Here is a 26,996-nt window from a genome sequence, read left to right as displayed (position 1 = left end):
CTAATCATGAAAAAAATTCTAATCTTACTCATACTATCAGGAATATTTCATTCTGGTATGAATGCTCAAACACCTGTAGAAGGTGGATATATCGAGTTAACAAAAAAAGAATATGATGACTTATTAAACCCTGAAGAGGAAAACGAACTTCACGGTAAATATTACGTAAGAGAATTTAAAGACAAAAAACTAATAGGTATCCATAAAATCGAATATCAAAAAGGAAAGAAACATGGAGAATGGGTTCATTTTTTAATATTTAGAAAAAAAGGAACTTTAGATCTGTCTACTATAGAAAATTATGAGGATAATGTAAGAAATGGATATTATTATAATTCTGATAATGGTTTCACTTTTACAGAAGAAGGATATTACGAAAAAGGCTTAAAAGAAGGTTTATGGAATGTCTCAAAAGGAGGATCTAAAGAGAAGATCAATTATAAAAACGGCAAAAAACATGGAGATTATTGGAGACAGGATGCTTCTGGTGTTATTGTAAAAGGAGAATATAAGAAAGGTAAAAAATTAGATAATTGGACAATTGAAGATCTTGCGGCTAACACGAGAACAGAAGAACAACCACAAGTTTTGTCGCAAGCTCCTGACACTCCTACTGTTTCTGGAGGACTTCAAAAAATTGAAGGAACGATTCAGAAACCTGATGGATCTATTGTACCCATTGCCGTGGTAAAACTACAAATATCAGACTCTTCTTGCGCCTACGCATTTACTGATTACGATGGAAAGTTTACTATAGAAATAAATACTAGTAAAATTTCGGACAACAGCTATTTTGAAATAGTAATTGACGGATTTCCGAAAAAAGTACTACCCTACTCTGACTTTTCGAATCAAAATACAATTACTCTAGAAAAAGGAAGAAAAAAAATTACCTATGAAGAATATAGAAGTTATTATGAATCTATGAAAGATTGCCAATAATTTTTCATAGAAATATTTAGTTCAATATTTCACCTATTTTGTGCTTCAATAGTTGTTTTTCTGGTGCAGATTGGGTGAGTTTCATTGCATTTTGATAATATTTGACTGCGATATTTGGTTGTATCAACTGTTGATAAATATCTCCTAGAGTTGCATGGTAGAGGTAATATTTTTTCAATAATTTCTGATCTTTAATGGATTTTATGGCATTTAGTGCTTCTTCTGCTCCATATAATTCTAAAATAACCAAGCATCTATTAAGAGAAACAATTGGGTCGCTCTTAATCTTTAATAAAAGATCATAATATTTTAATATTTCTTTCCAATCTGTAGTCTCATAACTCTTAGCAATACAATGCTTATAAGCAATTGCAGCTTCTAAATGATAGGTGGATAAAGACTCCCCAAAAGCAGATTGATTTAAATATCGGCTTCCTTGTGCAATTAACTCTTCATTCCATATGGTTCTATCTTGATCAGAAAGTAAAATCAATTCTCCTTGATCACTAAGTCGGCTATCTAATCGTGCTGTATGAAAAAGCATTAATGCCATTAAAGCATAAACTTCGGGTAATTGTGTGAGTTCAGTATCCAGCAAAGACTTACATAACCATAGGGCCTGAGAGATGATATCTTTTCTGATTAATTGATCATGATGCGTAGAATTATACCCCTCATTAAATATTAGATAAATCGTACTTAACACCACTGTGGTTTTAGAGGTAATCTCTTCGGATGAAGGAATCTCAGGACGTATTTGATGTTTCCTAAAATGCTCTTTTGTGCGATATATTCTCTTAGAAATGGTATCTTCTGATGTAAGAAAAGATTTTGCAACTTCTTTAGTACTAAATCCGCAAAGAGATTTTAATATAAAAGTAATTTGATTTTCTGGAGAAATATCTGGGTGACAACAAGCATACATCATTGCTAAGAAATCATCTTTTATATATTCCTCTTTCCAAAAATTATCCATCGTACTACTTAGAGTATATTCCGAGGTTAGCAGCTTTCTTTCTGGGTCAGAAAAATCAATAGTTTTACTATGCTTTTTTCTTCTAATTATATCAATAGCCTTATTCCGGGCAGTCCTATATAACCAAGCTTTTGGATTGTCTGGCACTCCTCTAAACTTCCAAGTCTCTAGAGCACTTACCAAGGCATCTTGCACTACATCTTCTGCAATTTCCAAATTCTCTATACCAAAAACCTTTACTAAAACAGCAACCATCTTTCCAGATTCCTGTCTGAAAAGATGGTTTAAAGTATCATGTATGTTTTCTCTCGATTTCAAAAAACAACGAATATTATCCAACTGGAGCTATTTCGCGCACTTCGACACTACAATCATACTCAAAACTTGGACATCCTTTTGCGATTTCTGTAGCTTCCGCAAGGGATTCGGCTTTAATTAATAGATATCCACCTACCAATTCCTTTCCTTCGGCAAATGGGCGATCAGTAAATGCTTTTTTACTACCTGTTAAAGTATTTCCTTCGCTGACTAAAGGTTGCCCACCTACTAATCTTTCTTCTCTAGCAAGTCCAGCCATCCATTTTTGCCAGTGCTCCATATTTTTTTGCATCTCATTAGGTGATGCAGATTGATATCCTTCCTGACCTCCTCTTATAAGCATTAAAAACTCTTTCATCTGTTCTTGTTTTATTTTTCTTCAATTGTCTATTGGAATTCGCCAATGTTGATTTTACTGGGTGTTCCCAAAATGCTATGGCTCATTTCATATCTGATCTCTTTTAAGCTTCGTCTGGCCAAACTTCTCTTACTTCTACCGAGGATTCCCATTGTAACCCAGGACAACCTTTTGCCATTTCGGTTGCTTCTTCCATCGATTCAGCCTTTACTACAATATAACCTCCTATTATTTCTTTGGCTTCCACAAGAAATCTATCAGTTACTTTAGTACCTCCTGGATGAATGGTTTTTACTGCAGGATATAAACGCTCTCCTCCAGCATATTTTTCTTGTTCAGAAATTTTTCCGATCCACTCCATCCATTCGCCCATATGGGCATTTTGTTCTTCTTCAGTTTTGGAATCCCAAACTTCATCTCCACCTTTAAAAAGGAACACAAATTGTTTCATAATTTTATTTATTTATGGTTTATATGGTGCTATGACGAAATGATTAGAAGTATTTGGACATTTTTTTCAAAAAAAAATATATTTTTTTGAAAACTTCCCTTAACCGCTACTAAAATCCTTTACTTCTTTTTCATCATCATTAGTGTGAAACTACCTAATATGAGAATAATTACCAACATAATTCCCCAAAGCCAAGCCTTATTTGTAAAGAGAGGCTCCACCTTCTTTTCAGATATTTTTGGAATACTTTTTTCTTCACCTAAGCCTAAACTTTTTAAATCAATAGGAATTTTTTCGGTCATATACTTGAGATCATAGGATGGTATATTGGAAGATTTATTTCCATAAGTAAGATAGTATGTTGCTGGAGTAGTAAATCTAGCAATTAATTCATGACTTACTCCCAATATCTCGACAGCTTGAATATCCAAAGGTTGATTATCATAATTACTGATTGTAATTCGTAATCGCTGTCCAATCTCACTTCTAAAATCAAATTCGTTTTCTTCTATGGAGTTAATTACTCCAGAAGTTAACTTGCCGTAACGATATCTCCAACCATTTTCAATTTTTGTGCTATCAGAAATATATTCCAGTCTAACAGGTCTGTAGTAGTCAAAAGTATTATTCACTTTTATTTTCACCTTATTTACAGGTACTGGAGTGTCTAGCGCAATATCAATTACCGTTGTTTTATTTTCTTTCTCCTCTTTTATTTCTAAAGACTTATTTCTGTACACATTGTAATCACCCGTCTTTGTTTCTTTAAAATTTATCTGAGCACCGGCAATTTTAGGAACATCATCTCCTTTAACCAATATCCTATAGTATTGGTATTTTGAATTCGAGAACTTTACAGTGGTAAAACTATAAGAAGTTAATTCATTGTTTATTGATAAAACACGATAATCATCTGTTATAGTAAACCACGACTTTAAATCTTGACTTCCTTCAACCGATAATCTTGTATCAAAATTAGTTTGATCAAAATCTAAACGTATCTGGTTAATCATCTGATCTATTGGCACTTTATAAGTAACAAAAGTTCCATTGACAGTTCTAGCCGTATTTAATATTTCAAAATCAACTTTCTTATGAATAGTTTTAGGTTCATTCTTCTTCAAGATATAAGGAGCTTCAATAGTATCTTTTGAAGCGGTAATACCATAAATTCTAATATCAGAAAGGTTCGAAGAAAGATTAGCATACATTTCATCTTGTATCATAACGGAATGCCAATCCTCAGAAACTCCTAACAACTCTCGTTTATAGTTATACTTACCTATCTGCGCATAAAGTTGAACACAGGAGAAAACCAATATACCTAGAACTAAACTAATCTTTAACCTCATCAGTAATTATATGTTTGTATTTATTGTATAAGAAAGAAATGATCAACAACAGAATCCCTAAGGATACAAAGACAATCGTTTTAGAAATCGTATTTAGATGTGCGATATCGTATAAGAATAGTTTAACAAGAGTGATTCCGAATAATATAAATGCCATTACACGCATATGCTTTATTTTCTTCCAGAACCCCATAACTATAAGGAATAAAGAGTATATCCCCCAAAGTATACTTAATCCTAACTTATCAGAAGATGTATATCCAGCTATATCTAACCAATGAATTAGTTCGCTACTCAAAATCCAAATGATCGTGATTTGTAGAACAACATCTATCAAAACTATCAATGACGTATTTAAGAACCGTTGTCTAGCGTATGTATATAAAGCCCACATTAGTATGGCACAGAAAACTAATGAGATATAACGAATTCCTATATTAAACGAACTCGCTTCTCCAGATTCCAGCAATGATGGATCCAGATAAACATCCCTTAGTTCACTAAGCAGGTATAATCCAGAAGTAAGAAACATTAATAGTGCAAACAAGTTAAGCGCAATATTAATGTAACCAAAGATCATGTTTTTAAGCTTTGTGATATTTAGAAATGATATGATAGAAAGAAAAGCTAGCGTATAGTTTATAAGCCAAACTCCCATGAAATCTTGTTTATCGTATGCTAAAGTCTCGTAATAATCTATAATCTCTAGGAAAAATGTCATATACACAACAAATAAAAACATTGCAGAAACCCATAGAGAAATCAACTGATACCAAGTTTTATATTTTAACCATGGAAAAGGATATGAATCATTACGATGCAGAAAAAGTATGTACCCAAAAGAAGCTGCACACAATAAAGATGTAAGTACAGAAATATTAAAAATAGGTGTAGTTATAATTTCAGTATTATAGTATGAATATTCTGCATAATACCTCCACCAATCTTGTAACAAACTAAAAAAAGTAAGAGCAATAACAGGATATGCTAATTTTTCATAAACCGGCACTTTTTTAGTTCTACCTATCCAGAAAAGCAATACCGCTTCAGTTGCCCATAATAAAGTCACCCAATTTCCATCTAACTGTACAGGAAAAGCGATACTAATGAAAACCAATACTAAACCAGAAACAAAATAAAACAGATTTCGATCTGCTAATTTTAATCTGTAGATCATCACACTCACTACAAAATGTATAAGCGCATTTCCAATCGTAAACAATCCTAATAACTCTTTACCAACCTCATGATCACTCAGTATGGAACAACCTATTCCATAAAAAATAAAGGCGTTAGCCAATTGTAGTAATACATCTGTAGTACCGAATTTTTCTTTTCTATTCAATTTATACAAAAGGAATATGAGATAGAAGATGATAAAAAATACGAATAAGAATGTAAACGCTAATGCGAAATGAATGCTGGTTTCATACTTCACTGCATACCAGCTAAAATATATCAACCAAGTAAGTAAAAAGGAAGAATAATAAAGGGACTTCCAATATTTTTTAAAAGAAAGTATTAAGATTCCAATATTGATAATAGTCACATAACTAAATAGAATGGCAACCCTTCCTGATCCATCACTTAGCAAAAAAGGTACTGCATAGGCACCAACCAAACCAATATGGGCGATTACTTGTCTGTTATATTGTATAGCTGCGAATACTGTAAAAATTGTGAATAATACCATTAGGGCAAACGCAAACAATTGTGGAATAAGATCATATAGACTATAAGCCAAAAACGTTATGAAATACAGTATTGTCATAGCACCACTTACTAAAACAGCACTAAAGTTTTCATACTTTCTTTTGAGTTTCATTCCAATAGCGATCAAAGCTATACCTGTACAATACCCTAATATAATTCGTGTAAGCGGACTGATAAGATCATTCTCTATAGAATATTTGCCTCCTATAGCCACACCTATGATAAGAATAATAACTCCGATCTTACTAATGAGATTTTCTCCCACAAATTTTTCCCAATTTGATTTTTCTTTAGGTTTACTAATCGGATTTAGTACACTTTTAGGTTGTGGTGCTGATAAAGGTACTGGCTTTTTTTCCTTTATACTTTCAGAAATATTTTGAGGTCGACTTTCTAACGGTTGTACTTGACTTAAGTTTTTGCTATCGGATGTAACTATTTGTTTTGCTTGGTCTTCAGCATTTTTAAGATCTAGAATTTCCTGTTTAAGATTCAGTATTTCTCTTCGAAATTCTTCCTGCTTTCTGGACAGTATCGCTAGCTTCTGAAGCAATTCATTTATATACTTTTGATTATCAGCCATTGTTGTTTAGATATAAAATGAGTATTGAATAACAATATTCATTATAGAAATATAGGTAAAAAAAAGAGGAATCATAAAAACATGATCCATCTACTATTAGGTTTTAATCAAAAATATAGTAAAATAGGATCCAATTACTCCCTGAAAAAAGGGAATCTAAAAAAATGGTTTCTAGTGGAATACAAAATCAAAAACCAGTGGTAAACAAATTTCTCGCTCCTCGTATACCACATTTCTGATATTTATGATAGGATTGCGCTGCTCGTTCATCTATTTGCTTACCAGATTCATTGAGAATCCATCCATCGATAGCAGCTTTTAGAGTATATGCTTCGGGAGCCATTAAATGAGTAGTCCACAAAATAGGATTTGCTTTTGCCTTTTTAATCTCAGGAGAAAAATAAGGCTTGCTAAAACAGGCAAGGATGATTACATCTTTTTTACTACTACTAGATGAATTTTCATAATTGATTGAAACATCAAAATCCATTAAGCCATCGTGACCGACATATGCTAAAAGATCAGCATTTCCTCCAAAATGTAAGGTACGACTATTCTCTTCTATTTCTAATGGCAATTGGCCGTTTGATGATTTTAGAAAATCTTCTATAGTAGTTTTTATTTTCGCACCATCATAGGCATCCGCTAATAAATAGACATCTTTTGTAGCATGCTTGAATAATAATCTTTCTAAAATATTAGCATCCTTAGCTGTTATTTTTCTAATTAATGTCCAATCCTTGGTTTTTACTTTAAAAAAAGTCTTAACACCATAACCCGCTCCCCAATATAAATTATTTTTAGGGTCCTGTCCATTTCCTATACGTTCTGGAACTGGCACAATACCCTGATTAGCATTATCACACAAAGCTACAAATACATGAATGGTTTTGGTCTGACCATAACATATAACAGACATTAATAAGCATACAATAATACTTGTAATCCTCATTGTTTAATACTTAAAATAAGTGCTACATTACTTTTTTCTATGTCGGTAAGTTTATCAGCTGCGTCTTTATTTGTAGGCATATACCAAGATTTAGACTCAAAATAGTCTTGCCATTTCTTCTTGGTAAACATGTATCCATGAGATGCAAAAATCTCGTTTTTAATAATCGCTAATTCTTCTTCTGTTTTAAAATCAAGCTCTTCTTTTTTAAATATGCGATGCGAAAATATGTAATTCTCTCTTTCAATTGCCTTAATGTCTGTATAAGGCTTTGAAAAGCTACCATCTTTTTTTATAGGTTGAAACTCTAACCACTCTTTGAGACCAACTTGTTTTCCATCTCCGATACAATCCAACTTTTCTCTTGTTTCTTTAAATACTAATAAGTCATCTGATACAAAAACAGAAATTCTAGCGTCATTGAAAGAACAGTCAGCAACAGCTCTTTCATAAGCAATGGTAGCTATACGCTTTCCTTCTGGAGTAAATGATGTTAAAGATGATTGTTCACAATTGGTTCCTATATTACATTTTAAAACTGTAGATACAATAATATATGATTTTGTGCGTACAACCACATTTCCAGTTAAGAGATTACTTGCTCTCTCTGTAGGTTTGAAATCGAAATATTGTAAAGCTAAATCTTGGGGAATATTCTTTTGAGGTTCTGAAAAACTTTCGATCAATTTACTAAACTGACTTTCTTGTCCGTTTATTGATATCGAAAAAAACAAACCTAATAAAACTAAATACTTGATCATGAATATCTTTATTAAATATAGTATTAAGTTCTATAGATTGGGAGCTATACAAATCTAAAAAAGATTACTAAAAACTATTCCTTTAAATTCAATTTTTAACGATTCTTAAAGATTAAAGAAATACGCCTCCTAGAAATAATGAAAAGAACAACTTTCTTTTTAAAATTCATAATACAAAAAAACACGCAAATAGCGTGCTTATTAATACTAATGTGTTTTTGTATTTGTAGCGATTATTGTTCCGTATTACTATCTGTTATAGCTTAGGACACCTTTTACAATTTGTCTTTCCCTTCTTCTTATATTTCTTACAACATTTTTTCTTCTTACCACCACAACTTACTTCACAATTCATTGAGGCACATGGCGAATATAAAGATGGAATTCCTGAACTTTGCACTACTTACTAATTTTTATTGAATCTAAATAAAGTACAAAAATATAAAAAAAAGACTCTTAGGAAAAGAATCTTTAATTTTTGTTTATTAAGTTATTAACAATCAGTAATATTACTACTCTTCTTGCTTATCACCAATTTGAAAAGTATTGATATCTCTATCGAACAAATAATGTCCAGACTTATCTTCTCCTATAATTTTTAATTTATCTAGAAGAGTTCTTGCTACAGCTTCTTCCTCTAATTGTTCTGCCACATACCATTGCATAAAATTATGTACGTTATAGTCCTTATGCTCTAAACATTGAAAGATAACATTATTAATTTGCGCGGTCACAAACTCTTCACTTTCAAGAAAAATTTCGAATAACTCTCTTAATGATTTAAAATCATCTCTTGGTTTTTCTATAGCGGGAATTACAGCTTGTCCATTTCTCTCATTAATAAACTTTACCAATTTTGTCATATGTACTCGCTCTTCTTCTGATTGCGTATAAAAGAAGTCCGCAATGCCATTATATCCATTTACATCTGCCCAACATGCCATAGACAGATATTGAGCAGAAGCGGTAGCCTCATAACGCACTTGATCATTTAATGATTTCTCTATTTCTGGTATCATATCTTTTATTCTGATATTTTTAAGACTTTAAAACACCTAACATATGGTTTTCTATAATCATACAAGTATTAAAAGTCTATTTTGTTTTTAAATTAATTATTAAAAGTACATAATTAAAATGCCTTTCAATAGTTTTTACATTCCTTTACCATTAATTTAAGTAAATTGATAGGACAAAGTTTAAGCTCTAGTATATCTGATAATAGTTTCTTTATGAGCTGGAAATTCTTGTATTAATTTGTTTCTTTCGGCTAATTCAAAATCTTCAAAATCAAATCCTGGTGAAACCGTACAACCCACAAAAGAATAATGATTCTTTTCTTTTACACTAGACGCAAACCAACAACCTGCTGGAACTACTAACTGAGGTGCCTCTCCTTCATCAAGATTCATTCCCACAGCATGACATGTATATAATCCGTTAGCATCAATAACATGTACGTATAGAGAACTACCTCCATAAAAATGCCACATTTCATCTTGTTGTATACGGTGAAAAGCGGAAAAATTCTCTGATGTTAATAAGAAATAAATCCCTGTACAATAGTTACGAGCTCCAGAAAATTTATCTTCCAAAGCATTTTTTGGAATTACTCCATCACTACGATATGTTTCTTTATAAAATCCTCCTTCAGGATGAGGTTTCATATCTAGTTTAGCTACAATATTTCTTATGTCATCATTCATAGGTTTTTGTAAAGTAAAAAGAAGCGATCCAATGCATTGGATCGCTTCTTTTTATTTAAGCTATTTAGTATAATATTTATGCTAATACAGCCTGAACTTTATCAGCTGCTTCTTGGAATAATACAGCACTCTGTACATCCAATCCACTATTATCTATTAATTCTTTTGCGATATCTGCATTGGTTCCTTGTAAACGAACAATAATTGGAACGTTGATTGCGTCACCCATATTTTTATAAGCGTCTACTACACCTTGCGCTACTCTATCACAACGAACAATTCCTCCAAAGATATTGATCAATATTGCTTTTACATTAGGATCTTTAAGAATAATTCTAAAAGCTTCTTCTACACGCTTGGCATCTGCTGTACCTCCAACGTCTAAGAAATTAGCAGGTTCTCCACCAGCTTGCTTGATCAAATCCATAGTAGCCATTGCAAGTCCTGCACCATTTACCATACAACCTACATTACCGTCTAGATCCACGTAGTTTAGACCAACTTCGTTAGCTTCTACTTCTATTGGATTCTCTTCGCGGATGTCACGCATGTCTACGTAGTTCTTGTGACGATATAAAGCATTATCATCGATAGTTACTTTTGCGTCTACCGCCATGATTTTATCATCACTCGTCTTTAATACTGGATTAATTTCGAATAATGAAGAATCTGATTTTACATAAGCAGTATACAAAGCCATCACAAATTTTGTCATTTCCTTAAACGCAGCACCACTTAATCCAAGATTAAAAGCTACACGTCTAGCCTGAAATGGCAATAATCCAACAGCAGGATCTATTTCTTCTGTAAATATTAAATGAGGAGTTTCTTCTGCAACAGTTTCGATATCCATTCCCCCTTCTGTAGAATACATAATCATATTTCTTCCTGTAGTACGATTTAGTAATACAGACATGTAAAACTCATCTGGTTCACTATCACCTGGATAATACACATCTTCTGCAATCAATACTTGATGTACTTTTTTTCCTTCTGCAGAAGTTTGCGGTGTAATTAAGTTCATTCCGATGATTTGACCTGCTATTTCTTCTACTTCCTGAAGATTTTTAGCAAGTTTTACACCTCCACCTTTTCCTCTACCTCCAGCGTGTACTTGAGCTTTTATTACGTGCCAACCAGTACCTGTTTCAGCAGTTAATTGTTTTGCAGCAGCTACTGCTTCTTTAGCATTTTGTGCAACAATACCACGCTGGATACGCACTCCAAAGCTACTTAATATCTCTTTACCCTGATATTCGTGTAAGTTCATAGTCTTATTTTTTACCTTTTCTATAGGAGTCCCAAAAATAGGAAAAGTGAAGATACTGTGCCAATCTTTTCTAGTAAAAAAAGTTATATAGAAACTGGTATTATGCTATCCCAAAAAATAGCCTCGAAAATTCTTCGAAAATGAATTTAGATTTCTTTAAAGTTTAAAATCATCAAAATCCAATGGATCAAAATTCTTAAAATGCCCATTCATTTTAATGACTTCTTTAGCTCTATTCATTTCTCTAACAACAGGAATTGTAACTTTAAGATGTCCTATTAAATAATTAAGGCGTTCAAATTCGCTTCTGAGCTTTAATAAATGATATTCTTGATGTAGCGCCAAACCGACTTTATGAGCTACTTGATAACTTACAAATGGAATATTAAAAATTGGAGGTTTTTCTATGGTAAGTTCAATATATAAAATCGCAATATTCTTTAATAATTCTTCTTGTAACTCTTCTACTCCGTTTTCATTATCCTCCATATACTCTACCTCACCACCAGCATATAACTTACCCGGTAATTGAGGGTAAAAACTTTTAATCCTAAAAACTCTTGTACCAGTACAAACAACATCACTTGCTCCATTCGGATATCTTTTTTCTACCTTTTGTAATGTTACTTCAGTACCATATTCTAGTTTTTTATCTATAAAAGTGGGTACACCAAAAGAAATTCCATCTTCTTCGCAATCTGCAATCAATTGTTGATATCGTTGTTCGAAGATATGAAGTGGTAAACGCTCTCCTGGATATACGACTAATTGTAAAGGAAAGAGTGCTAGCATTTTTTCTTTTAAAAATACTAAATAAACAACTAGCTTGTGTATAATATCTGTTCAAAAATCGAAAATTCGTTATTTAGCATCGTTTTTTTTTAGGTTTACATAATTTTATACTAATTACGCGCCGCCTAGAGATAATCTCTAGTAAAAATGGTAATTTCGTAAGCCAAATTAAAGTAAAATGGAAAACACAAATTTATTAGCAATCGCAAAAGAGTTTGGGAGTCCAGTATATGTGTATGACTCCGAAAAAATTGTTTCACAGTATGAGCGTCTTACTAATGCTTTTAAACAGGTGAAACATTTGAAACTTAACTATGCAGTCAAAGCGTTATCTAATATTGCGATACTAAAGTTAATGAATTCGTTAGGCGCTGGATTAGACACAGTATCAATTCAAGAAGTAAAACTTGGGCTTGCAGCTGGTGTAGCTCCTGCTAACATCATATTTACTCCAAACGGAGTGTCTTTAGAGGAAATTGAACAAGTTTCTTCGATGGGAGTTCAGATTAACATCGATAACTTATCCATTTTAGAACAATTCGGAACGAAACATCCAGATGTACCTGTTTGCATTCGTATTAATCCGCATGTAATGGCAGGTGGGAATAGTAAAATTTCTGTTGGTCATATCGATAGTAAATTTGGAATTTCAATACATCAAATTCCTCATATCCTAAGAATTGTAGAGAATACTGGCATGAATATTAACGGTATCCACATGCATACGGGTAGTGATATTTTAGATATTGACGTTTTTCTTTATGCTAGCGAGATCTTATTTGAAACTGCTAAGCACTTTAAAAATCTGGATTTTTTAGATTTTGGAAGTGGTTTTAAAGTACCTTACAAAGAAGGTGATATCGAAACTAATATAGAAGAGTTTGGTAAGAAACTAACCAAACGTTTTAATTCTTTCTGTAAGGAGTATGGAAAAGAATTAATACTAGGTTTTGAGCCTGGTAAATTCCTGGTAAGTGAGTCCGGTTATTTTCTTGCTGAAGTAAATGTTGTAAAGCAGACAACCTCAACAGTTTTTGCAGGTATTGATAGTGGTTTTAATCACTTAATCAGACCGATGTTTTATAACTCTTATCACGAAATCATAAATATCTCTAACCCTGATGGAAAGGAGCGTTTTTACTCTGTAGTAGGTTACATCTGTGAGACAGATACTTTTGCAACAAATAGGAGAATTCCAGAAATTACCGAAGGAGATGTTATTGCCTTTAAAAACGCAGGAGCTTATTGCTTCTCTATGGCTAGTAATTATAATTCTCGTTTTAGACCTGCAGAAGTACTTTGGCATAATAACAAAGCACATTTGATTCGTAAGCGAGAGACTTTTGAAGATTTAACTAGAAACCAAGTTGATGTTGATATTTTTGAAAAGGTAACAGAACCTGCTTCATAAACTTAGATTTTTTTTATAGAACAAAAAGGAAGGGACGTATTTTTAGAAATATGTCCCTTTTTTTGCAACCAATTAAGTTATTATGTCTTATTGTAATTTCAAAAATCACATTTTTTGAATGTTTCTGACTAGGTATTCGAGTCCATTTAGCTTCAATTCATAAACTGTTTGCATTTGCGCTCCCAGTGTTCCTTTAGGGAATCCTTTATTATGATACCAAACGATGTAGTATTCTGGCAAATCAATGAGATATCGATCTTTATATTTACCAAAAGGCATTTTGGTATGCGCCAGTTTAATTAAAAAGTCTTTTTGAGTTTGAGAATTCATTAAAGAGATAACATCGGATATTTATTTAGAATAAGCTCTATAATACCACATTAGGTTTTTAACCTTCTTTTCCCATTTTTCTTGATTCACTTTATTTTTAGAATGTTCGGTTTCGATATCATAGAGTTCTTGCATATTAATCCTCATACGCTCGACTCTTTTGTACATTTTATTTAAATCTTTACGAACATTCTTTCCAGGCTTATATTCCTTTAATTTTTTGCGCATAATTCTGGCATGCAACTCCGAAATATCAAAATGCAGTTGTTCATGCTCTAGTAAGTATTTAGTTAACTGCCCTCTCTTTACCCATGATAATGATGGATAACAGAAACTGTCCACTTCATATTTTAATTCAATCTTCCCATAATCCTTACTTATAGACCATTGATAAGTTATTCCGGTATTTACACTAGCATCAAAACTACTGTTCATTTTAGGTTCTCCCCTAAAATCCGACCATTCCAACTTACTTTTTTCCGCATAAGAAAAACGCTCTACATATCCATGACTAGCAAAAAATAAAACTAAGAGAATAGTAAAAAATTTACCCATAATTGCAATAATTATGCCCGGCTAAAGTTGTTATTTTTCCACAAAAACACCCAAAAATACAATACGGGGCTAAGTATTGCATATGTATGTTTAAATAGATTCTTATTTGTTTTCAGATATAAAATCTTATATCTATCCCAATTGAAACAATTTATCTAAATTTTGTGTAAACTTTGATTTATCAAAATTGCCATAATCACTATATCAATTTCCGTACCACGACTAAAATTAACTGTAAGTTTAATCAAAGTTTAGGTGCAAAGTATCATCTACGTTTTAACAATACTTTGTAAATAGCATCTAAAAATAAAAAAAATGATTCTAAAAACCTCTAGAAAATTAATTATTGATCAAATAATTTTTATTCGATAACCGTTAATTTTAATTCATCATCAAATTTAATGATGTAAGAAGCCTTATTATAATAACCTCCTAAAAGCTTTTTCGCATAATTAAATTTATTTTCAACATACTCCGTAGTTCCTTCAAAAGTAGCTGCGTGATATAAATCATCCGCAGATCCCAATCGCATCAAAATATCATACGTAATATCAAAACCGCGTACGGTATATTTACTAGGAATAGTTCCGAATTCTTTCTTATACCTAGCTACGAAAGGAGTCATTGATGTCTCATCGTAATTATCATATTCCTTATCAATAGAAGGATAATGTAAATGTAAATTTGATAAATATTCATTCTTTACACTATCATCATCAAAAGCATTATTTTTATCTGTTGTGAATAATGTAACCTTATGACTTTCTACTTTTGCATTTAATAAAGTTGTAACATTACTAATCATAGCTACATCATCAGATTCAATAAAAACCCAATTTGGTTTATTTTTGGCTAATGCTTTATTTAGATGCACTTCATACACATAATTACCTTCCTCTATTCTAGCTATTTTTGCATCTGGAAACTTGGCTACTAATTTGTCCTTGATTTCTTGATGCTTAGGCTTCATTGATTCTCCTTTCTTCTTTCCTTGCTGCACGATAATAACAATATTCTTATCAGTAGAATCTTTGGCTACATAATTTATCATTTTATCCTGAAGCATTACATCTGTCGGAATAGTTTGAAAGAAATTACTGTATAATTTTGATTCTCTATTGGAAATAGGAGAGATAACAGGTGTTTCATACTTTTTTAACTCAGCAGCTACCGCTTCTACATTTGCTTGATATAATGGTCCTATTACAACATCTAATTCATCGAAGTTATTTTGATCAATCAATCGTTTGATATGCACAGTATTCTTATTTCTTTGCGTATCATACACTGTTGCATCAATACTTAGACCTTTCGTTTTAGCAGAATCTATGGCCATTTGTACCCCTTTATAAAAGTCCAAGGCAACTCTGGTTCCTCTAGCATCTCTGGTTTTCAAGAAATCCTCCGTCTGTTGTCTTGCTTCCAGATCTAAGGTATCCAGTCCAAAAGGTAGCATTATAGCAATCTTTTTAGCCTTAAAGTTAGACAACATATTCTCCAATGGAACAATTTTTTTCTCTGGAAAATCTATCGCTAATGAATCTGCAGTATCTTTTTTAGGTAATGTTAAAACCATTCCTATTTTTAGACCATCCCTTGCATAAGGATTTAAACTAAACAGAGAATCCGAAGAAATTTGTGCTCGTCTTAGAACACTATAAAATCCTTCTTTAGGCTTTACTTCATACAATTCAAATTTATCCTCGTCAATAACCTCTCCTAAAGGTACAAATATCGTAGTAGGAACTAAAATTTCCATTCCAATAGGAAAATTTGGATCCATTTCGGGATTTAGCTGATTTAGCTCACCAACAGTAATACCATGTCTTCTTGCTATACTATATCGTGTATCTTTGGGCTTAACAATATATTTAGTAGTCGTAGAAACTCTAGAACCTAAACTATCTTTTGGAATTTCTCTAGAAACCGTAGTTTGTTCTGCAAACACAGGAATTCTTAGTTTATCTCTTTTACGAATTTGCTCTGAATACAATCGCTTATTATGCTTTTTAATATCATCTATAGTAATATCGTATTTCTGAGCAATACCAAATAAGGTTTCTTTTCTTCTAACCTTATGAGTTTTAAATCTAATTATTTGTTTTATCTCTTCTAAAGGTTGTATGCTATCTAAAACAGGATCACTTACTTCAGTTGAAGTTTCTGTATCCTCTTTTTTCTTTAAAACAGCAACTCTTAGAATTTGACCTAGATTAATCCCGTTTACTGCATCTGGATTCAAATTATAAATAGCTTCTTGAGTTGTGTTATATTTTTGGGATAAATTAAATACTGTATCTCCTTCACCAACAATATGAATCTGATATTCCTGATCGTCAACAACTGGAATTGCTAGAATTTGTCCTTCTTTAATACCCTCTTTTGCAGTTGGGTTTATCTTATAAATTGCTTCTGGAGTTGTATTATATCTTTTTGCAATTCTATATACATTTTCTCCTTGAACAACTTTGTGACTTTTATACTGTTGAGAAAAACCAACAGTGGTTATAAAAATCATAAAAAAGAACAACAATACTTTTTTCATTCGATTTATTTTTAATGAACCTAATCCCCAAAGGATCTATTATATTACTCCCACTCGATAGTCGCTGGCGGTTTAGAGCTAATATCATATACTACTCTATTAACGCCTTTTACCTTATTTATTATCTCATTTGAGGTTTTTTGCAAAAACTCATAGGGCAAATTAACCCAATCTGCAGTCATACCATCTGTACTTTCTACGGCTCTAAGTGCCACACATTTTTCATATGTTCTTTCATCTCCCATTACTCCAACACTCTGTACTGGCAATAAAATTGCTCCAGCTTGCCAAACTTTATCATAAAGTCCGTTTTCTTTTAAACCATTTATAAAAATAGCATCAACTTCTTGCAAAATACTAACTTTTTCTGGAGTTATGTCTCCTAATATTCTAATTGCTAATCCAGGTCCAGGAAATGGATGTCGTCCTAGGAGTTCTGGATCAAGTCCCATAGAACCTCCCACTCTTCTTACTTCATCTTTAAACAACATTTTTAGAGGCTCTACAACTTTTAGTTTCATAAAATCTGGCAATCCTCCAACATTATGATGAGATTTAATCGTTGCTGATGGTCCTCCATTAACAGATACAGACTCTATAACATCTGGGTAAATCGTCCCTTGTGCCAACCACTTAGCATCTTCTATCTGGTTTGCTTCATCATCAAATACTTCAATAAAAACTCTTCCTATTATTTTTCGTTTTCCTTCTGGATCACTTTCACCTGCTAGAGCTTCCAAAAAACGTGCCGAAGCATCTACTCCTTTAACATTTAGCCCCATTCCTTCGTATTGTTGCAATACAGACGCAAACTCATTTTTACGAAGTAGACCGTTATTTACAAAAATACAGTGAAGATTACTTCCGATAGCTTTATGCAATAATACAGCAGCAACCGTAGAGTCTACTCCACCACTTAATCCGAGAACTACCTTATCATCCCCTAATTTCTCTTTTAATTCGTTTACTGTTGTATCTACGAACGAGTTGGGTGTCCAATCTGGTTGAATTTTTGCAATCCCTATCAGAAAATTATCTAATAACTGTTTACCATCAGTGGAATGATATACTTCTGGATGGAACTGAATAGCATAAGTTTCTTCATTTTCAATTTTATAAGCCGCATTAGCTACATCTCCTGTACTCGCTAACAAAACAGCCCCTGTAGGTAATGATTTTATAGTATCACTATGACTCATCCATACTTGCGACCCTACTGAAATTCCGTTAAAAAATTCCTCTCCATCCTTAATGAATGACAAGTTAGCTCTTCCATATTCTCGTGTATTAGAAGGTGCTACTTCTCCTCCACTAAAATGAGCTAAGTACTGAGCTCCATAGCACACTGCTAATAAAGGTTTCTTTCCTCTTATCTCCGATAAATCGGGATGTGGAGCATCTTCTCCTCTTACCGAAAAGGGAGATCCTGAAAGGACTACTGCTTTAAAATCTGATAAATTTTCTGGTAATTTATTATACGGGTGGATTTCACAATAAATATTTAGTTCTCTAACTCTTCTAGCAATTAGTTGAGTATACTGTGATCCGAAATCTAAAATGAGTACGTTATTTTGCATAGGCAAAAATAAAATTAAATTACAACCTCCGAAATCCTATTTGATATAATTTTCAACTTCCTGTATTATTTTATAAAGACCTCGTTAATTGATTAAAAAAATAACGACATAGTTAGTATATTTATAGAAAAACTATGAAATCTTCAATCTTATACTGCATTTTTTGTTGTATTGTTTTTATTAACTGCACATCATGCAAAAGTGGGCTGGATACTAGAGGAAAAGCAAATTACGTTAGTAGTATCGATGCAACTTCCTTTAAAGCAATCCCTTTATCACCCGGTAATCTTATTAGCACTATAAAAGTAAACGACAAAGAATCCGAATGGAAATATGATTTAACAATTCCAGAAATTCAAGAAGGAGAAAAAGTACCTTTATTTATTGTTCTCCATGGAGGTGTAGGCAGTAAAAACTACACAAAATTTAGTAATTGCCTTGTAACTCCTGGTTTGCAAGATGCAGGAGGTTTTGTTTTTAGTCCTTCTGGTGCTTGGCGTACCTGGACATTGGATTACCTGGAAAAAAGAATCTTAGATTTTATAGATTTAGCTAAAGAAAATTGGCCTATTGATCCAAACAAAATAGTACTGGTAGGATATAGTAATGGTGCCATCGCTGGCTGGCAGTATGCCAACGATTACAAAGATATCTTTTCGGCAATGATTTTAATGGGATCGAACTGCAAAGTAGAAGAGAAATTAGAGATTCCTATATATGTAATTCAAGGAACTGAGGATAAATTCTTCCCTATCAAAAAAGTTCGAAAAAGAATAACAGAGGCAAAGGCACTTGGGTGTAATATCACCTTTGTAGAGGCAGAAGGGAATACTCACATCAAAGCCTGTGAATACAAAGACATCCTGAAAACCAGTATTCCATGGTTACAGAATGAGGTCTGGAATTAATTTATTTAGATGATATTCTAATTCCTTTTTACAAATTTAAAAGTGCTTTGTTCATTATTAGATATGAGACTTCCTATATATAAACCGCTAGCTAATTTTTCGAGGTTAATATCTGTATATAAAACTTCTGCAGGAATTTCACTTTTATAAACAAGCTTTCCATTTACATTATAAATCATTAATGATTTAGAACTAAGCATTCCTGAAGTAGAAAGTCGCATAACGTCTTGAACTGGGTTTGGGGCAATCTGAAGGGGTATTTTTTGCTCTGGATTACCAACACTTAACGTATTGCCAATAACATATTTAATACCTTCCTCTACATGCTTTATAAAATTTGTATTGTTTGTATAATCACTCGAATTGTGCCCTAAAGCTGTATAAAAAGACCTTCCTCCTGCATATTCTTTATACCAGGAAATGGGTCTCGCCTCATCATAATCATTAGAACCTGTAGATTCAACCATTAATACATCTATATTACCATTAAACAGCTGCCCTCCATTATTCTTCCAGTAATAATATTCCTCCGATTTATTCCAAATATCACCAGCGTTTCCAATAAAATCTACAGATGGATGGGAATTTACAATAGTCATATCTGCATTAAAATTATTACTGGTATGATTAGGGCCGGATTGTACAATACCACCAACGAGCTCATTATAAAAAGGCCAGCTTCGATCTCTGTATGTATCAGTAGCCGCGTGAATCCCTAGGAAACCACCACCGGAGGCTATAAAATTTTCAAAAGCTTCCCGTTGAGAAGCATTCAATAAATTATTACCACTCGTATTGCACCAAATAACGGCTGCATATTGAGACAGATTAGCATCTGTAAAAGCATTTGCATTATCAGTATCATCAGTTGTCCACAAACCATTATCATTTCCTAGATCTCGAATCATTGTAATTCCAGCACCAATTGAGGGATGTGTAAAACCATTAGTTTTAGTAAACACTAATACCTTTTCCTGAGCAAAAAGGTTCATAGTTAATATCAACAATAAGGCTGTAAAAAGAGTATATAATTTCATGACGATTGGAGTTTGTTATCATAACGTTATTATCTAATTAAAATTATTTAATCCGTAATATTACCCCTAATCTAATTAAGGTTTTGCGTTTATAAATGATATAACACATATGTATTAAAAAATAAGACCTCAAAACAAACCACTATTAAAAACTGTTATGCACAACACTAGTATTCTATTTACCAGGCACTCTTTTCTATCTACTTTTTTAATCATATCAAATTAAGCTAAAAGCCAACAGCTGTGTTCAATAAGAATCTTAATTTTAAGATTACATTACCTATGTGTTAACGACCATCAAGTTTTTGAACAATAAATTATTTTTGCCCCTCTTTTAACCTCCATACCCTAGATAATGAAGTTTTTTGGTGCAAGAAGCATACTCTGTTTAGTGATATTAGTTTATACTAATGCTTCAGCACAAAATCAAAAAATAGTAGATAGCCTATATCGAATAACAAAGAATAAAAACACTCCCGACACCACTTTAATCAAAGCCTTTAATGATATTGGAATACAATACGCTACTTCGAATTCATTATTAGCTAAAAAACAAATTAGAGCAGCTTTAAAAATCGCCCAAAATATTAACAAACCGCGAGGGATGGCCGGTTCTTACAACTGTCTTGGGGTAGTATATTATTATCAAAAAGAATATGATTCTGCATTAGTTCATTTTGATAAAGCCTTGAAAATCAACCAAGAAATAGGTCATTCTTGGGGGCAAGCTTCTGCATTTCATCAAATTGGTGTAGTTCATAATCATTTAAACCAATACTATGATGCTATTAAAAGCTTCAACGCAGCTAGCAACATATTCATATCATTAAATGATTCTATCTCTTATATAAAATCTATTGAAAATACAGGGGTTTCATACAGTCTCATGAAATACCAAAAGAAAGCGTTAGAATATTATATAAAAGCAAATCAACTATATGAAAAATTAAAAAATAAGTCAGGTGTCGCCCGTACCTACTTTAAGATTAGCAATATATTAATAAAACAAGAAGAGTACGATAAAGCATTGAAATACTTAGAGGAATCACTACCTGTTATAAGAGAAACTGGAAACAAAACCCATTTAAGTGCAACTCTAAGAAATATAGGAATTAGTTATAATGGCTTGGGTAATCATACTAAAGCATTAAGTTACCTCCAAAAATCTTTATCATTTAGAATAGAAAGTCCAAAAACGATTGCGTTAATAGAATCGGATATTGGTAACACTTATTACCATATGAAACGTTACAACAAAGGACTTCTACACCTAAAACGAGCATTACAAAACTTCAGTAGTAAAGGGGATCATATTCAAAAAGCAAGCACTCAAAATTATATTGCGAAATCATTATTAGAACTAAATCAACTAGACTCTGCCAATTATTATGCAGAAAAATCACTACGATCTGCAAAGAGCGCTTTAGACCTCAACGCTGAAAAAGAAGCAAATAAAACGCTAGCATTATTAGCAGAAAAATCGAACAATAGTGTAGCTGCTTATCAATACTACAAAAACTTATCAAAAATTAAGGACTCGTTAGATTCCATAGAAAAAAAGGCGCAAGCTAGAGTACTAGAAACTCAATTTCAAACAAACAAAAAGGAACTTAAAATTCATGAATTAGAGAAAGAAAATGAATATGCAAAATCCCAAAATCTATTATTGACCTTGAGTTTTGGAATTGGAGTCTTGACACTTGGAATTTTCGTATTCTTTTTTAGAAAAAAATTTAAACTTAGTTGTCTCGAAAAAGCATTATTAAGCAAAGAATTAGATACTAAGAACAAGGAGCTAACCACCAACTCTCTTCGTCTTGTAAAAAAGAATAAAGTTTTAGAACACTTAAAAGAAGAGATAGAAGTAATGAGATTTGCTGAAGATCAAAATGCACAATACAATTATCAAAAAGTACTTCAGATTATAAACTTCGATTTTAAAGATGATCATCACTGGGATCACTTCAAAAAACATTTTGAACAAATTCATAAAGATTTCTACAGCAAAATTAAAAACCAGTACCCTAATGTTACCACCAATGAATTACGTCTTATGGCCCTGCTTAAAATGAACCTATCCTCTAAAGAAATTGCCACCATTCTAAATATAACGCAAGAAGGTGTTCGAAAAGCACGGTATCGATTACGTAAAAAACTGGAAATTCCAAGCAATAATGTTCTAATTGACATGATTCTAAACTTATAATAGTAAATTAAAGTTTATCTATTAAAACTTATTACATTGCGCACGATTTCTTAGAAAAAAGCAAATGATACCAGAATTTACCATCAACCCCTGTAATAAAGAAAATATAAAAACCATAGTTGATGGACTTAATTCTTATAACCTTAGCAAAGTAGCTGCTCTTTCAGAGATGTGGACTCCTTTGGAGTTTGTAGCTACAAAATCAGACGGAGAAGAAATAGGTGGAATTTTAGGAGGTATTGGATACTGGAACGGATTAGAAATTAAGATACTGTGGGTAAAAGAATCTTATAGAAAAAATGGAATTGGATCTCGTTTACTAGGCCATGTAGAACATCTCGCTAAAACAAAAGGTGTAAAAACCGCTATGGTGGACACTTTTGACTTCCAAGCAGAAGGTTTTTACCTAAAAAATGGGTACCAGCCAATAGGAGAAATTAATAACTTTCCCGAAGGACACAGACGAATATATTTCTCAAAAGATCTAAGTTCTTAGATAAAAGTTTCTAATCAGCATAATTTTCTAAAACGAAATCTCCCCAATTAGCTATCGATTGAATTAATGGTGTTAAAGTTTTACCAAAATCTGTTAAGGAATATTCTACCTTCAATGGAGGTTTAGAAGTATATACTTTTCTATGAATTAACCCGTCTTCTTCTAGTGCTTTTAACTGAAGACTTAAAGTACGCTCCGTAACTGTTGGCATCTCCTTTCGTAACTCACTATATCTAAGCGTACCATCGAGCAAATGAAACAATATTACTGTTTTCCACTTTCCTCCTATGATCCCCATAGTTAAGCTGGCACAACAAGGATACTCTTTACCCTTAAATTTTAACATTTTTGGTGCAGATTCTTTCATTTTCTTATACTATCATTTTTGACCGTTATTGCAAAGGTATTAAACTATAGTTAGTTTTGCTACTATAATTTTTATAGTAATAAAATGGATATAAAGAAAATACTTAATTGGAGGTACTCAACTAAGAGTTTTGACCCAAACAAAAAAATTTCTGATGATAATTTTGAACAATTAAAAGCGCTACTAAGATATAGTCCATCTAGTACCAATATTCAACCTTGGCATTTTGTAATTGCCAATACGGAAGAAGGAAAAAGTAGAATTGCTAAAGGAGCACAAGGCTTTTTTCATTTTAATGAACCAAAAATCTTAAAGGCTTCCCACGTTGTTCTATTTTGTTCTAAAACTAGTGCTGATGAAGAATATATGCAGCACCTATTGAAGCAAGAAGATCAAGATAAACGATTTCCGAATGATGAGATTAAACAAAATGTATACAACGCTAGAAATATTTTTGCTGATATTCATCGCTACGATGTGAAAGATTTTCAGCATTGGCTAGAAAAACAAGTATATCTAAATATCGGTAATTTTTTACTTGGAGCAGCAACGCTAGGTATAGATGCTCTTCCTATGGAAGGTGTAGACCTAAAAGCATTGGACGAAGAATTCGATTTACGTAAAAAAGGGTTTACTTCTGTAGCAGTGGTAGCTTTAGGTTATCGCGATGAGTCAGACTTTAACATTCCGAACAAAACTCCAAAATCTAGATTACCAGAAGAGGAAATCATCACCCTATTAAACTAACATAAAAAATAAAATCATGGCATATTATTCTGTATTAGATGTAACACCAACCAATAATGAATGGGTTTCTGATTATGTTTCCGTGTCTGGAGATATTGTAAAAAAACATGGTGGAAAATATTTAGCAAGAACAACTTCCCACGAACAAATAGAGGGACAAGCACAAAATGCAGCACTTAGGATCATTTTAGAATGGCCTTCTAAAGAAGCAGCTACTAACTTTATGAAGGATCCTGAGTATGCTCCTCATCTAGAAGCCAGAACATCTGGTGCTATAAGCCATCATTTTCTTATAGAAGCAAAAGATGATTTAGCTTAGTATAAAAAAGATTTAAATAAAAAAAGATGACAACACAAAAACTTACCATTGTTGCAAAAATTCTTGCAAAGGAAGAGAAAAGAGATTTAGTAAAAACTGAATTACTAAAACTTATAGATATTACCCGAGCAGAAAAAGGTTGTATCAACTACGACTTACATCAGGATAATGAAAATGAAAACTTATTTCTGTTTTATGAGAACTGGGAAAACAGAGAATTATGGCAGCAACATATGAATAATTCTCATCTAGCTTCATATATGGAAGCCACTGATGGAGCGGTAGAAGACTTTACCCTACATGAAATGACTTTAATTAGATAATACATGCTATACTTAAGAAGTATTTTCCTGAAAACAAGCTTGATAAAAGCAATAGAGTTAATGTTTTTTACATAACCACACTGATAAAAAAGTACCTGGTTTTATCTTTAAGAAATAGAAGGTATGTGTTTTATACTCATAAAAACAAGGTTTTTTTAAACTTCTTTTTTTCATCTAGTAAACTCATAGCTTTTTCCAAGAAATAATAATTTAAATTCATATTAAAATGATCTATTCACATTTCTTTTTTCGGAAGTTTCATAAGAAATCAATTTTATTTTTTATTTCCTCAATAATATTATTATCGGTATCCTGTAAGCAGGAAAATAATTCCATGGAGGAGACTACAAAGATTGAATCAAAGCCTAAGAATATTACCAAACATACTAATAAAGTTCTTTTAAGTTCAGAAATTGTCTGGGAAAAGTTAAATCCAGCTCGTGGTGATAAAAGTCCACAGGCAGGAACTATTTGGGGCGATCGAAAAGAGGAAGTACCTACTGGATTTCTTGCTAAATTCGTAGATGGTTTTTCTTCTCCTCCGCATATTCATAACGCTACGTATAAAGCAGTAGTTATTAAAGGGAGTATCCATAACGACGACCCTAAGGCAGAAAATATGTGGATGAAACCTGGTAGTTTTTGGACACAACCCAAAGGAGAAGCTCATATTACTTCTGCAAAAGGAACTGAGAATATCGCTTTGGTAGAAATTGATAAGGGACCTTACCTTGTAAAACCAATAGAAGAAGCCTTTGAAAGTGGTGAACGGCCTGTAAATATTGACATTACGAATATAGTTTGGTTAGATCATCATCAATCTGACTGGATATCTTCTTCTAGTAATGCAAAAATCAGCTTTTTATGGGATCGTAAATCCGAAGATCATATGAGAGGTATTTTTATAAAACTACCCGAAAACTTTAATGGACAAATAGAAAGTAATGGTTCTGTTTTGCATTCGGTACTTATTAAGGGAGAACTGAATTACGTAATGCCTGGCAGTAATGAAACAAAAGTTTTAGACACTGGAAGTTACTTTGGATCAACAGATAAAGCCATTCATACTGTTAACAATAAAAACAACCAAGAGGCACTTCTTTATATAAAAACGAATGGAAGTATTAAAGTTATAGGAGTCTAACATATATGTAAAACACAAAGAAGGTCTTGCAAAGCAAATTTCAAAATAAATCATTCTTATGAAAACCATATTTATCACAGGTAGTACAGACGGAATTGGAAAATTAACAGCTATCGAACTAGCCAAACAAGGACATAGCGTTTTTGTACATGGCAGAAACAAACAAAAACTAGAAAATACAATTCTAGAAATTCAAGAAAGTACAGGTAATAAAAATACAAATGGGTTTTTAGCAGATCTTTCCGATTTGGATAGTGTAGAAAAAATGGTGCTTGAAATTGAGAAAGAAGTATCACATATTGATGTATTGATAAATAATGCTGGGATTTTTAAAAGTAAAATATCACATAATGAAAATGGCATAGACATTAGATTTGTAGTAAATTACCTTGCTCCTTTTCTCCTTACAAAAAAACTAATTCCTCTTTTACAAAAAGGTACTTCGCCAAGAATCATCAATCTTAGTTCTGCCGCGCAATCATCCGTTCAACTTGAAGCGCTATCCAGTTCTATAGCATTATCGGAACAAGAAGCTTATGCAGAAAGCAAGCTTGCATTGACTATGTGGAGTTTCTATCTTGCCGAGGAACATAGCGATATTAATATCATTGCGGTAAATCCAGGTTCATTACTTAATACTCGTATGGTTCAGGAAGCATATGGAACCCATTGGGCTCCTCCAGAAAAAGGTGTAAATATCTTATGTAGTCTAGCTATTTCTGATGAGCACAGCAATAGTTCTGGTAAATATTTTGATAATGATAAAGGTATTTTCTCGCAAGCGCATCCTGATGCATATGACTCCAATAAAATCAGAGAATTAATAGCAATTACCAATTCAATTTTATCATAGAAAT

The 26,996-nt window shown here is 32.4% G+C and carries 27 protein-coding genes; 10 read left to right on the top strand and 17 right to left on the bottom strand.

Annotation, left to right across the window (positions count from 1 at the left end; all coding sequences use genetic code 11):
- Positions 1 to 6: 6 nt before the first annotated feature.
- Positions 7 to 942, top strand: coding sequence for a hypothetical protein (locus tag Q1B37_RS12275; protein ID WP_299898987.1), 936 nt, complete (start codon positions 7 to 9; stop codon positions 940 to 942).
- A gap of 16 nt (positions 943 to 958) precedes the next feature.
- On the opposite strand, the gene Q1B37_RS12270 is transcribed toward Q1B37_RS12275, so the two are convergent.
- The 11 genes from Q1B37_RS12270 to Q1B37_RS12220 all read right to left on the bottom strand — a co-directional run bounded on the left by Q1B37_RS12270 (position 959) and on the right by Q1B37_RS12220 (position 12,174).
- Complete coding sequence (locus Q1B37_RS12270; protein WP_299898985.1) at positions 959 to 2,236, bottom strand: sigma-70 family RNA polymerase sigma factor; 1,278 nt, start codon at positions 2,234 to 2,236, stop codon at positions 959 to 961.
- Positions 2,237 to 2,249: 13 nt separating this feature from the next.
- The gene (locus Q1B37_RS12265; RefSeq protein WP_299898983.1) at positions 2,250 to 2,594 is read right to left on the bottom strand and encodes a YciI family protein; all 345 of its coding nucleotides are present in this window, start codon (positions 2,592 to 2,594) and stop codon (positions 2,250 to 2,252) included.
- Positions 2,595 to 2,697: 103 nt separating this feature from the next.
- Positions 2,698 to 3,045 (bottom strand): YciI family protein, encoded by a 348-nt coding sequence (locus tag Q1B37_RS12260; RefSeq protein ID WP_299898981.1) that lies wholly within the window; start codon positions 3,043 to 3,045, stop codon positions 2,698 to 2,700.
- Positions 3,046 to 3,164: 119 nt separating this feature from the next.
- Entirely contained in the window at positions 3,165 to 4,397 is a 1,233-nt protein-coding gene (locus Q1B37_RS12255) for a DUF3999 family protein (RefSeq protein WP_299898980.1), read from the bottom strand.
- Positions 4,381 to 6,693, bottom strand: a complete 2,313-nt coding sequence (locus tag Q1B37_RS12250) for a DUF2339 domain-containing protein (RefSeq protein WP_299898978.1) — start codon at positions 6,691 to 6,693, stop codon at positions 4,381 to 4,383. The genes Q1B37_RS12255 and Q1B37_RS12250 overlap by 17 nt, the downstream gene beginning before the upstream one ends.
- A 187-nt stretch (positions 6,694 to 6,880) precedes the next feature.
- The gene (locus Q1B37_RS12245; protein WP_299898977.1) at positions 6,881 to 7,645 is read right to left on the bottom strand and encodes a hypothetical protein; all 765 of its coding nucleotides are present in this window, start codon (positions 7,643 to 7,645) and stop codon (positions 6,881 to 6,883) included.
- Positions 7,642 to 8,406 (bottom strand): YARHG domain-containing protein, encoded by a 765-nt coding sequence (locus tag Q1B37_RS12240; RefSeq protein ID WP_299898975.1) that lies wholly within the window; start codon positions 8,404 to 8,406, stop codon positions 7,642 to 7,644. The genes Q1B37_RS12245 and Q1B37_RS12240 overlap by 4 nt, the downstream gene beginning before the upstream one ends.
- A gap of 512 nt (positions 8,407 to 8,918) precedes the next feature.
- Positions 8,919 to 9,425: a ferritin gene (locus Q1B37_RS12235; RefSeq protein WP_299898973.1), complete on the bottom strand. Its 507-nt coding sequence runs from the start codon at positions 9,423 to 9,425 to the stop codon at positions 8,919 to 8,921.
- Between the two features lie 180 nt (positions 9,426 to 9,605).
- Positions 9,606 to 10,112, bottom strand: a complete 507-nt coding sequence (locus tag Q1B37_RS12230) for a cupin domain-containing protein (protein WP_299898971.1) — start codon at positions 10,110 to 10,112, stop codon at positions 9,606 to 9,608.
- Between the two features lie 76 nt (positions 10,113 to 10,188).
- Positions 10,189 to 11,382, bottom strand: a complete 1,194-nt coding sequence (gene sucC / locus Q1B37_RS12225) for an ADP-forming succinate--CoA ligase subunit beta (RefSeq protein ID WP_299898970.1) — start codon at positions 11,380 to 11,382, stop codon at positions 10,189 to 10,191.
- Positions 11,383 to 11,538: 156 nt separating this feature from the next.
- On the bottom strand, positions 11,539 to 12,174 hold the full coding sequence (locus tag Q1B37_RS12220; RefSeq protein WP_299606818.1) for an LON peptidase substrate-binding domain-containing protein: 636 nt from the start codon (positions 12,172 to 12,174) through the stop codon (positions 11,539 to 11,541).
- A 178-nt stretch (positions 12,175 to 12,352) separates the two neighbouring features.
- Between Q1B37_RS12220 and lysA the strand changes: the two genes are divergently transcribed.
- The gene (gene lysA, locus Q1B37_RS12215; RefSeq protein WP_299898969.1) at positions 12,353 to 13,585 is read left to right on the top strand and encodes a diaminopimelate decarboxylase; all 1,233 of its coding nucleotides are present in this window, start codon (positions 12,353 to 12,355) and stop codon (positions 13,583 to 13,585) included.
- A 105-nt stretch (positions 13,586 to 13,690) separates the two neighbouring features.
- On the opposite strand, the gene Q1B37_RS12210 is transcribed toward lysA, so the two are convergent.
- The 4 genes from Q1B37_RS12210 to guaA all read right to left on the bottom strand — a co-directional run bounded on the left by Q1B37_RS12210 (position 13,691) and on the right by guaA (position 18,592).
- On the bottom strand, positions 13,691 to 13,915 hold the full coding sequence (locus Q1B37_RS12210) for a DUF3820 family protein (protein ID WP_299606815.1): 225 nt from the start codon (positions 13,913 to 13,915) through the stop codon (positions 13,691 to 13,693).
- A 21-nt stretch (positions 13,916 to 13,936) separates the two neighbouring features.
- Entirely contained in the window at positions 13,937 to 14,470 is a 534-nt protein-coding gene (locus Q1B37_RS12205) for a hypothetical protein (protein WP_299606814.1), read from the bottom strand.
- 361 nt (positions 14,471 to 14,831) lie between these two features.
- Positions 14,832 to 17,015 (bottom strand): LysM peptidoglycan-binding domain-containing protein, encoded by a 2,184-nt coding sequence (locus Q1B37_RS12200; RefSeq protein WP_299898968.1) that lies wholly within the window; start codon positions 17,013 to 17,015, stop codon positions 14,832 to 14,834.
- A gap of 44 nt (positions 17,016 to 17,059) precedes the next feature.
- Positions 17,060 to 18,592: a glutamine-hydrolyzing GMP synthase gene (gene guaA / locus Q1B37_RS12195; RefSeq protein ID WP_299606810.1), complete on the bottom strand. Its 1,533-nt coding sequence runs from the start codon at positions 18,590 to 18,592 to the stop codon at positions 17,060 to 17,062.
- Positions 18,593 to 18,726: 134 nt separating this feature from the next.
- On the opposite strand from guaA, the gene Q1B37_RS12190 reads away from it, so the two are divergent.
- Complete coding sequence (locus Q1B37_RS12190) at positions 18,727 to 19,500, top strand: dienelactone hydrolase family protein (protein WP_299606809.1); 774 nt, start codon at positions 18,727 to 18,729, stop codon at positions 19,498 to 19,500.
- Between the two features lie 17 nt (positions 19,501 to 19,517).
- Here the strand turns inward: Q1B37_RS12190 and Q1B37_RS12185 are convergent, their stop codons facing one another.
- A complete protein-coding gene (locus Q1B37_RS12185; RefSeq protein WP_299898965.1) occupies positions 19,518 to 20,537 on the bottom strand; it encodes a ThuA domain-containing protein in 1,020 nt (339 codons plus the stop codon).
- A 355-nt stretch (positions 20,538 to 20,892) separates the two neighbouring features.
- Between Q1B37_RS12185 and Q1B37_RS12180 the strand changes: the two genes are divergently transcribed.
- Together Q1B37_RS12180 and Q1B37_RS12175 are read left to right on the top strand one after the other, a co-directional pair.
- A complete protein-coding gene (locus Q1B37_RS12180; protein ID WP_299898964.1) occupies positions 20,893 to 22,743 on the top strand; it encodes a tetratricopeptide repeat protein in 1,851 nt (616 codons plus the stop codon).
- Between the two features lie 64 nt (positions 22,744 to 22,807).
- On the top strand, positions 22,808 to 23,239 hold the full coding sequence (locus Q1B37_RS12175) for a GNAT family N-acetyltransferase (RefSeq protein ID WP_299898962.1): 432 nt from the start codon (positions 22,808 to 22,810) through the stop codon (positions 23,237 to 23,239).
- Between the two features lie 10 nt (positions 23,240 to 23,249).
- Here the strand turns inward: Q1B37_RS12175 and Q1B37_RS12170 are convergent, their stop codons facing one another.
- Positions 23,250 to 23,585: a helix-turn-helix domain-containing protein gene (locus Q1B37_RS12170; protein WP_299607231.1), complete on the bottom strand. Its 336-nt coding sequence runs from the start codon at positions 23,583 to 23,585 to the stop codon at positions 23,250 to 23,252.
- A 105-nt stretch (positions 23,586 to 23,690) separates the two neighbouring features.
- Here Q1B37_RS12170 and nfsB point away from each other — a divergent pair, with 105 nt between their 5' ends.
- The 5 genes from nfsB to Q1B37_RS12145 all read left to right on the top strand — a co-directional run bounded on the left by nfsB (position 23,691) and on the right by Q1B37_RS12145 (position 26,992).
- Entirely contained in the window at positions 23,691 to 24,353 is a 663-nt protein-coding gene (gene nfsB, locus Q1B37_RS12165; RefSeq protein WP_299898960.1) for an oxygen-insensitive NAD(P)H nitroreductase, read from the top strand.
- A 16-nt stretch (positions 24,354 to 24,369) separates the two neighbouring features.
- Complete coding sequence (locus Q1B37_RS12160; RefSeq protein ID WP_299606800.1) at positions 24,370 to 24,672, top strand: DUF1330 domain-containing protein; 303 nt, start codon at positions 24,370 to 24,372, stop codon at positions 24,670 to 24,672.
- Positions 24,673 to 24,698: 26 nt separating this feature from the next.
- Entirely contained in the window at positions 24,699 to 24,995 is a 297-nt protein-coding gene (locus tag Q1B37_RS12155) for a putative quinol monooxygenase (protein WP_299898958.1), read from the top strand.
- Positions 24,996 to 25,329: 334 nt separating this feature from the next.
- Positions 25,330 to 26,139 (top strand): DUF4437 domain-containing protein, encoded by an 810-nt coding sequence (locus tag Q1B37_RS12150; RefSeq protein ID WP_299898956.1) that lies wholly within the window; start codon positions 25,330 to 25,332, stop codon positions 26,137 to 26,139.
- Between the two features lie 58 nt (positions 26,140 to 26,197).
- On the top strand, positions 26,198 to 26,992 hold the full coding sequence (locus Q1B37_RS12145) for an SDR family NAD(P)-dependent oxidoreductase (RefSeq protein WP_299898955.1): 795 nt from the start codon (positions 26,198 to 26,200) through the stop codon (positions 26,990 to 26,992).
- Positions 26,993 to 26,996 lie beyond the last annotated feature (4 nt).

It is taken from the genome of uncultured Aquimarina sp., assembly GCF_947492965.1.
GTDB lineage: Bacteria > Bacteroidota > Bacteroidia > Flavobacteriales > Flavobacteriaceae > Aquimarina.
This window is presented reverse-complemented; position numbering and strand designations above follow the sequence as displayed.